Here is a 7,415-nt window from a genome sequence, read left to right as displayed (position 1 = left end):
TCATCACCGCCGGCGGGCTCGATCTCTCCGTCGGCTCCATGGCCGCGGTCATTGCCGGCGTCATGATCATGGTGATGAACTGGCTGATCCCCACCATGGGCATCGGCTGGGGCGTCATTCTCGCCGGCATGGCGGTTGGCGTCCTGCTCGGCGGCTTTGCGGGCACGTTTAACGGCTTGATGATTACCCGAGGCCGCATCGAAGCCTTCATCGTCACCCTCGGCACCATGGGCATTTTCCGCTCGCTCGTGACCTTTCTGGCCGATGGTGGCACGCTCTCGCTCAATTTCCAGGTCGCCGACGTCTATCGCCCGGTCTATTACGCCGGCCTTCTCGGGGTGCCGTGGCCGATCATCGTCTTTGCGCTCGTTGCCATCGCTGGCGAAGTGATCATGCGCTACACCGCCTTCGGCCGCTATTGCGCCGCCATCGGCTCCAACGAGCAGGTCGCCCGCTATTCCTCGATCAATGTCGACAATGTCCGGCTGCTGACCTACATCCTGCAGGGCACGCTCGTCGCCGTCGCCGTGTTGCTCTACGTGCCGCGCCTCGGCTCTGCCTCCAGCACCACGGGCGTCCTCTGGGAGCTCGAAGCCATTGCCGGCGTCATCATCGGCGGCACCACTCTCAAGGGCGGCTATGGCCGCATCTGGGGCACCGTGGTCGGCGTCGTCATCCTCGGCCTCATCGGCAATATCCTCAATCTTCAGAGCCTCATCAGCCCCTATCTCAACGGGGCCTTCCAGGGCGTCATCATCATTCTCGCGGTGCTGCTGCAACGCGGTCGCCGCACATGAGCGTTTTCAGGAAAAGTGGGCACCACTTTTCCGGTTCGAAGGCGCGACCACGACAGACACAGCGAGCCAAAAGTTTACATCGCCCGCAAAGGGCATTTTCGGGAGGACTACAAGAATGAAACTGGTGAAATCCCTCATGGCGTCGGCTGTCATTGCCGGCAGCCTCACGGGCGCAGTCGTCGCCCAGGACAAGGTGACCATCGGCGTCTCCGTGCCGGCGGCCGACCATGGCTGGACCGGTGGCGTCAACTACTTCGCCCAGGAAGCCATCGAACGTCTCGGCACCACGTATCCCAACGTAGAGTTCGTCTTCGCTTCGGCTCCTGATGCGCCCAAGCAGATCGCCGACATCGAAGACATGGTATCCACCCGCGGCATCGACGCCCTCGTCATCCTGCCGGGTGACCCGGACGCCATGACCTCGGCCATCAAGCAGGTCAAGGACGCTGGCAAGTTCGTCACCGTCGTTGATCGCCAGCTCTCCATCGACGGCGTCGAAAACCTCTACGTCGCCGGCGACAATCCGGGCCTCGGCGCCAATTCGGCCGAGTACTTCAAGCAGGCGCTTCCTGAAGGCGGCAACATCGTCATCCTGCGCGGCCTGCCGATCCCGATCGACGCACAGCGTTTCGACGCCTTCGTTGCCGGCATCGAAGGCTCCAACATCACCGTTCTCGACGACGAATTCGCCAACTGGAACCGCGATGACGGCTTCAAGGTGATGCAGGACTTCCTGACCCGCTTCCCCGACATCAAGGGCGTGTGGGCACAGGACGACGACATTGCCCTGGGCGCCATCGAAGCCATCAAGCAGGCTGGCCGTGAGAACGACATGTTCATCGTCGGCGGCGCCGGCATGCAGCAGATCCTGCAGGCCGTTGCCGATGGCTCTGCCCTTACCCCGGTCGACGTTTCCTACAGCCCGGCCATGATCGCCACGGCTATCGAACTGACGACCTCGCACTTCACCGGCGGCATCCAGGTCGCAGGTCGCTACATCCTCGACTCGACCCTGATCACCAAGGACAACGCGGCCGAATACCTCGATCCGAACAGCCCGTTCTAAGGCAAGCCAGATCAACAAAAGCGAAGGGCGCCCTTGAGGCGCCCTTTGTGTTCAGGCGATTGCCGCCAGTTCGGGGACCTCGTCCCAGTCCATCGCCGCGGGTCGTCCGAGCAGGAAGCCCTGCGCCTCGGTACAGCCCTCCAAGCGCAGCACATTGAGCTGCTCCACGGTCTCCACGCCCTCGGCGAGAACCGGCACCGACAGGCTCTTGCCCAGCGCCAGGATGGCGCGAACGATGGCCTTGGACTGCTCGGAATGCTCCACCTCGTTCATGAACGATCGATCGAGCTTGATCTTGTCGAAGGGGAAACTGCGCAGCGTTGCCAGCGAGGAATAGCCGGTGCCAAAGTCGTCGATGGCAATCGACACACCCAGTTCGCGGATCTGGCGCAGGATATTCAGCGCCCGCTTCTTGTCGGTGATGATCGCCGTCTCTGTGACCTCGAGCTCGAGCCGTTCAGGCGAAAGACCCGACTGGAACAGCACCATCTTCACAAGATCGACCAGTTCCACCTGAGCCAGTTGCAGACCCGACACGTTGACCGCAATCTTGTGCGGCTCGGGCCAGCTCGCTGCCTCGATGCAGGCGGTTTTCAGCACCCATGCGCCGATGGCGCTGATGGCGCCGCATTCCTCGGCGACGGGGATGAACTCTGCCGGCGATACCGGACCGTGGCCCGGCCGGTCCCAGCGCAGCAGCACCTCGTAGCCGGTAACCTCGCCGGTCGAGACCGACTTCTGCACCTGATAGACGAGGTTGAAGGAGTCCATTTCGAGCGCATGCCAGAGATCGTTGGCCATCGCACGGCGCTGGCGCGCGTGCTCGTCCATCTCGCTCTCATAGTAGCAGATGCGGGTCTCGAATTCGGCCTTGGCCCGATAGAGCGCCAGGTCGGCATTGCTCAGGAGCTTTGAGTGCTCCTTGCCGTCCTGGGGATAGATGGCGACACCAATACTGCCGCTCGTTGCCACCACGACGTCCTGATATTGCACGGAGCCAAACAGCACGCCCTCGATACGGTCGAGGAAGTCGCGCAGGCTTTCGATCACCGAGAACTGCTTGATGGCGACGAATTCGTCGCCGCCAAGCCGGGCTATGACCTCGCCTGGCTTCAGCAGATTGCTCAACCGCTCCGAAAGCACGCGCAGCACCTGGTCGCCGGTCGCGTGGCCATAGCTGTCGTTGATGTCTTTGAAATTGTCGAGGTCGATCGCGACGATGCCGATCTGGGTTTTCTGGGCCTCGGCATCGGCAAGGGCGTTGTCGAAGACCTCTTCGAAACGCGCGCGGTTCGGCAGGCCAGTCAGCGTGTCGTGCTTGGCCAGATGGGCAATCGCCGCTTCATTGCGCTTGCTGTCGGAAATGTCCTCCATCAGCGTCACCCACCGGCCATCGCCGATCGGGTTGTGCTGCACGCGCAGGAAGCGTTCGCCGTCAAAACTGTGCACGGCCTGTCCACCCTGCGCGGCCAGCATGCGATGCTGTTCGGCGAGTTCCTTGGCCACCTGATCGCGCTTGGCGAGGTCGATGCTGACCTGGTTGGTGGCCACCACGCAGATATCCTCAAGCGTGCGGCCTTCCAGCATGGCGTGCCGCGGCAGAGACAGCAGTTCGTTCAGCCGCTCGTTGTGCAGCATCACCTTGCCGTCTTCCGAGAACAGCGCCAGCCCCTGCCCCATATGGGTCAGCGCCAGTTCAAGCTTCTGGCTGACCGAGGCGATACGGTCAGCGTCGTTCCTCTGGCGCCGCTCCTCGCGCTCGGTGCGGCGACGATCGGCTTCGTCCAAGACGATGCTGCCCAGCGCCGCGCTGAGGATAAAAAGCGTGATCAGCGCCACGATGATCGACATCATGCCGCCATCGATCTCGGCGCCCTCGTGCACCAAGGGCAGGCAATTGCTGAAATCGGCAGCGCCCATGGCCGTAAAGTGCATGGCGCAGATGGCAAGGGTCAGCAGCGCCGCGCCGCCAAAAAGGCGCTGGCGTCCCGGCCCCATGGCCACGACAACGGCAAACCCCGAAAGCACGATACCGGCGAGTATGGAGGCGCCGATCAGGCGCCCGTCCCAGATCAACTGGCCATCGAGCAACAGGGCGGCGATGCCCATGTAGTGCATATTGGAGATACCAACGCCAATGACCGCGCCACCAAGAAAGCGGTCGGCTATGCCCTTGGCCTGGAGCGCCATGGCGAGACCCGCGCCGCAGACGCCGATGGCCAGCAGCAACGAGGCGCCGGTGAGCACAATGTCATACTGCAGCGCGAAGCCCGGTCGAAAGGCCAGCATGGCGACGAAGTGCGTCGCCCAGATGCCGAGCCCCACCGAGATCGCCGAAATCGTCGTCCAGATCAGCCGCGCTCGCTTGTCCATGCGCTTGGCATGTCGCAGCAGGCTGACACAGGCATAGGCCGATAAAAGGCAAATGAAGGCAGCGATTGCCACGAAGACAAGGTCATGGCCGCGAAAGAAGAAGTCGAGAACCGCAAACACTGCACACATCCGGAAAAATACGGATGTTACCCTAGAGTTGCGCCCTTTACGGATGAGTTACGGCCAACTCACATCCGTTGGGATGCTGAACGACGAGTAAAGCCGGGGATTAAACCGTGCCCTCATAGACGATTACTGGTCCGCTCGGCCCTCCGATCAGACGGGCGCGAACACCATAAACTTGGGCCAGCAAATCCTCTCCAAGAACATCTGCCGGAGGCCCTTCCGCCACTACCCCGCCCGCATGCAGAACCACCAGCCAATCGCAAAAGCGCAGCGCCAGGTTGAGATCATGGAGGGCCAAAAGCACTGTGCCGCCAGCCTGAGCCAGATCGCCCAGAAGATGAAGCACCTGCAATTGAGCGCGTATATCGAGGTGGCTCGTCGGCTCATCAAGCACCAGCAGCCTTGGCTCCTGTGCCAGCGCCCGCGCAATATGCACGCGCTGCTGTTCTCCGCCCGAAAGCGTATTGAACTGGCGCGTCGCAAATTCGGCCATACCCACTTTTTCAAGCGCACCCGCCACTATCGCCTCATCGTCATGGCCGAGGCCGGCCGTCCAGGCGGATACATGCGGAATCCGCCCCAACGCGACGACATCGGAAACGCCGAGCCGCTCCTCGGTGCTGGCGGATTGTTCGACATAGGCGCAGATGGCGGCCCGCTCGCGGCGCCCCATCGCGGTAAGGTCCGCGCCTTCAAACGCCAGCGAGCCCGCCTCCGGCCGTTCCAGCCCGACAATGGCCGAGATCAGCGTCGACTTCCCCGCCCCGTTCGGCCCGACCAGCCCCGTCACCTTGCCGGCTGGCGCCGAGAACGCGGCATCGACGACGATGCCTTTGCCACCGCGGCTGATATTGACGCGCGCAACCTTGAGCCCCTCCATCACGTCACTCGCCTGAAGCGCATGAGGATCAGGAGGAATGCGGGCGCCCCCACCAGCGCCGTCACGATACCCACTGGCAATTCGCGCGGATCGAACACGGTCCGCGCCAATGTGTCGGCCCAGAGCATGAAAATGGCCCCAACCAGCATGGACAGCGGCAGGAGCCTTCCATGGCGCGATCCCACGGCCAACCGCACCGCATGCGGCACGACGAGCCCGACAAAACCAATGGCCCCGCCGATGGCCACCATTACCCCTGTCAGCAGCGCCGAAGCCCCAAGCAGGGTCCAGCGCAGCCGAACGACATCCACCCCGAGGCTCGCCGCCGATTTCTCACCAAAGGCAAAAGCATCGAGCCCTCGCGCCGAAACCAGCATAACCGGCGCGCAGACAACGAGACTCACCAAGACCAGCACCGCATCGGGCCAGCCCGATCCGCTCAGCGAGCCCATGAGCCAGGAGAGGATTTCGCGATAGGAATCCCCCGTCGCCGACCAGAAAATGATGAACGAGGTCATGGCCGAGGCCAGCGCCGAAATGGAAATGCCGGCAAGGATCGCCCGAACCGGCGTCGCCCCACCCAAAAGTTGCGCAATGAGCAGCGCCAGCCCCAAAGCAGCCAGCGAACCAACGAAAGCCCCCACCGGCACGAACAGCGCATAACCCAGCACCACAAGCGTCACCGCGCCAAGGGCCGCCCCCGATGACAGGCCCAGCAGATAGGGATCGGCCAGCGGATTGCGCGTCAGCGCCTGCATCACCGCCCCAGCCAGCGCCAACCCCGCCCCAACGCCCATTGCCGCAATCACCCGCGGCAGCCGCAGATCCCAGACAATGGCATCGCGCAGGCGCGAGACCGGGCTCTCCGGCACGAGACCAAGGTGGTGAAGGATCGTGGTCCAGACCTCAGTCGGGCTGATGTCGGCTGGCCCGAACGTGACAGCAATGGTGGCGCTCGCGAGCAACAGGAGCCACAGGGCGATATAGGCAGTGGCGTTCAAAGACCGGGTCACTCTGAGCCCGGGGCAATCGCCCCCTTCCACCGTCCCCCATCAAGGGGGAGGTGGAGGGATTGTGGTTTTGGTGAGAAGTCGCCCCGAACTCGATCTGCACCTCCCCCTTGCTGGGGGAGGTTGGGACGGGGTGGCGTGAGCCCCGATGCCTGCATCAAAAACTCAACCCGGCCAACTGTCCGGCCATGTCCACCGTCGCCGGCACATTGCGAATCCCCGCCTCGGAAGCCGGGAACGGAATGATCAGGTACCGCTGATTGACCACCGCATCGAGCTTCGACGTGATCGGATTTTCCGCCAGCAGTTTCTTCTTGGCCTCCGCCGAGTTCCACGCTGCATCGACCAGTACGATCACATCGGGATTGGCATCGACCACCGCTTCCCAGCTCGCCGCCGTCCAGCCTTCATCAACCCCGGCAAAGACATTCGTGAGCCCGAGCGCTTCCATGATCATAGCCGGCGCATTGCTACCCGCCCCCACATAGGGCGCCTTGGTGCCCGAGGAATACCACACCGCCGTCAGCCCGCGTGTGTCTGCCGCGACCCCGGCCAGTGCTGCCTTCTGTTCGGCGATCAGCGCATCGGCTCGACCCTCGACGTCGAAGATGGCGCCCATTTCGGCGATTTCGCCGAACAGATGATCAAAACTCAGCTTCTCCGGCTTTACCGACCGGCAAGCCGCCGGCGCCACGTAGGACGCTACACCAAGCTGCTGCAGCGTCGGCCGCTCGCCGGCCCCATCGGCCGCGAAATTGCTCTCCCAGCCGCCATAGACAAAGTCCGGCTCCACCTCGAGCACCACTTCCTGCGAAGGCAGCTTTTCCGACAGCACAGGAATGTTGGTTCCGCCGAGCGCCTCCGGCAGCGGGCCATCAAGGAAAGCCAGCCCCACCAATTGATCCTCAAGACCGAGCGAGAGCAGCAGTTCGGCCGCCGTCGACTTGATGGCTACGACGCGCTGCGGCGCTGCGGCGATATCGAGCGCAAAGCCGCAATTGTCGAGCTTCAGCGGATAGTCCGTCGCCATGGCTGGCACGGCAAAAAGACCCGCCGCGATGGCAGCGAGAAGAGAAAAAGAATGACGCATGGTTCAGTCCTGCTTCTGCCCCTTGGGGCGTGCCTTGGAAGTATCTTTCATGTCCGCCATGGCGGCCTCATAG

Annotated in this window: 6 protein-coding genes; 2 read left to right on the top strand and 4 right to left on the bottom strand. The window is 63.0% G+C overall.

Annotated features, from left to right (window positions below; translation table 11 throughout):
* Both ABW043_RS22020 and ABW043_RS22015 read left to right on the top strand, forming a co-directional pair.
* On the top strand, positions 1–797 hold a 797-nt coding region (locus ABW043_RS22020), incomplete at its 5' end, for an ABC transporter permease (protein ID WP_353923336.1).
* 115 nt (positions 798–912) lie between these two features.
* On the top strand, positions 913–1,863 hold the full coding sequence (locus ABW043_RS22015; RefSeq protein WP_295409696.1) for a substrate-binding domain-containing protein: 951 nt from the start codon (positions 913–915) through the stop codon (positions 1,861–1,863).
* A gap of 51 nt (positions 1,864–1,914) precedes the next feature.
* Here the strand turns inward: ABW043_RS22015 and ABW043_RS22010 are convergent, their stop codons facing one another.
* From ABW043_RS22010 to ABW043_RS21995, 4 genes are all read right to left on the bottom strand, one after another.
* The gene (locus ABW043_RS22010; protein ID WP_353923335.1) at positions 1,915–4,356 is read right to left on the bottom strand and encodes an EAL domain-containing protein; all 2,442 of its coding nucleotides are present in this window, start codon (positions 4,354–4,356) and stop codon (positions 1,915–1,917) included.
* A 109-nt stretch (positions 4,357–4,465) separates the two neighbouring features.
* Positions 4,466–5,242, bottom strand: a complete 777-nt coding sequence (locus tag ABW043_RS22005) for an ABC transporter ATP-binding protein (protein WP_353923337.1) — start codon at positions 5,240–5,242, stop codon at positions 4,466–4,468.
* Positions 5,242–6,255 carry a putative F420-0 ABC transporter permease subunit gene (locus ABW043_RS22000; protein ID WP_353923334.1) on the bottom strand — a complete coding sequence of 338 codons (1,014 nt, stop codon included), beginning with the start codon at positions 6,253–6,255 and terminating at the stop codon, positions 5,242–5,244. The genes ABW043_RS22005 and ABW043_RS22000 overlap by 1 nt, the downstream gene beginning before the upstream one ends.
* Positions 6,256–6,409: 154 nt before the next feature.
* Positions 6,410–7,342 (bottom strand): putative F420-0 ABC transporter substrate-binding protein, encoded by a 933-nt coding sequence (locus ABW043_RS21995; protein WP_353923333.1) that lies wholly within the window; start codon positions 7,340–7,342, stop codon positions 6,410–6,412.
* Positions 7,343–7,415 lie beyond the last annotated feature (73 nt).

The organism is Devosia sp. (assembly GCF_040509215.1).
In the GTDB taxonomy this organism is placed as follows: Bacteria; Pseudomonadota; Alphaproteobacteria; order Rhizobiales; family Devosiaceae; genus Devosia.
Note: the sequence above shows the minus strand (reverse complement) of the source record. Positions and strands in the feature narration are given on the sequence as shown.

Bases quoted from the DNA above. Each gene is read 5' to 3' on its own strand.
- ABW043_RS22015 (WP_295409696.1), top strand. From the start codon at position 913: ATGAAACTGGTGAAATCCCTCATGGCGTCGGCTGTCATTGCCGGCAGC.
- ABW043_RS22005 (WP_353923337.1), bottom strand. From the start codon at position 5,242: ATGGAGGGGCTCAAGGTTGCGCGCGTCAATATCAGCCGCGGTGGCAAA.
- ABW043_RS21995 (WP_353923333.1), bottom strand. From the start codon at position 7,342: ATGCGTCATTCTTTTTCTCTTCTCGCTGCCATCGCGGCGGGTCTTTTT.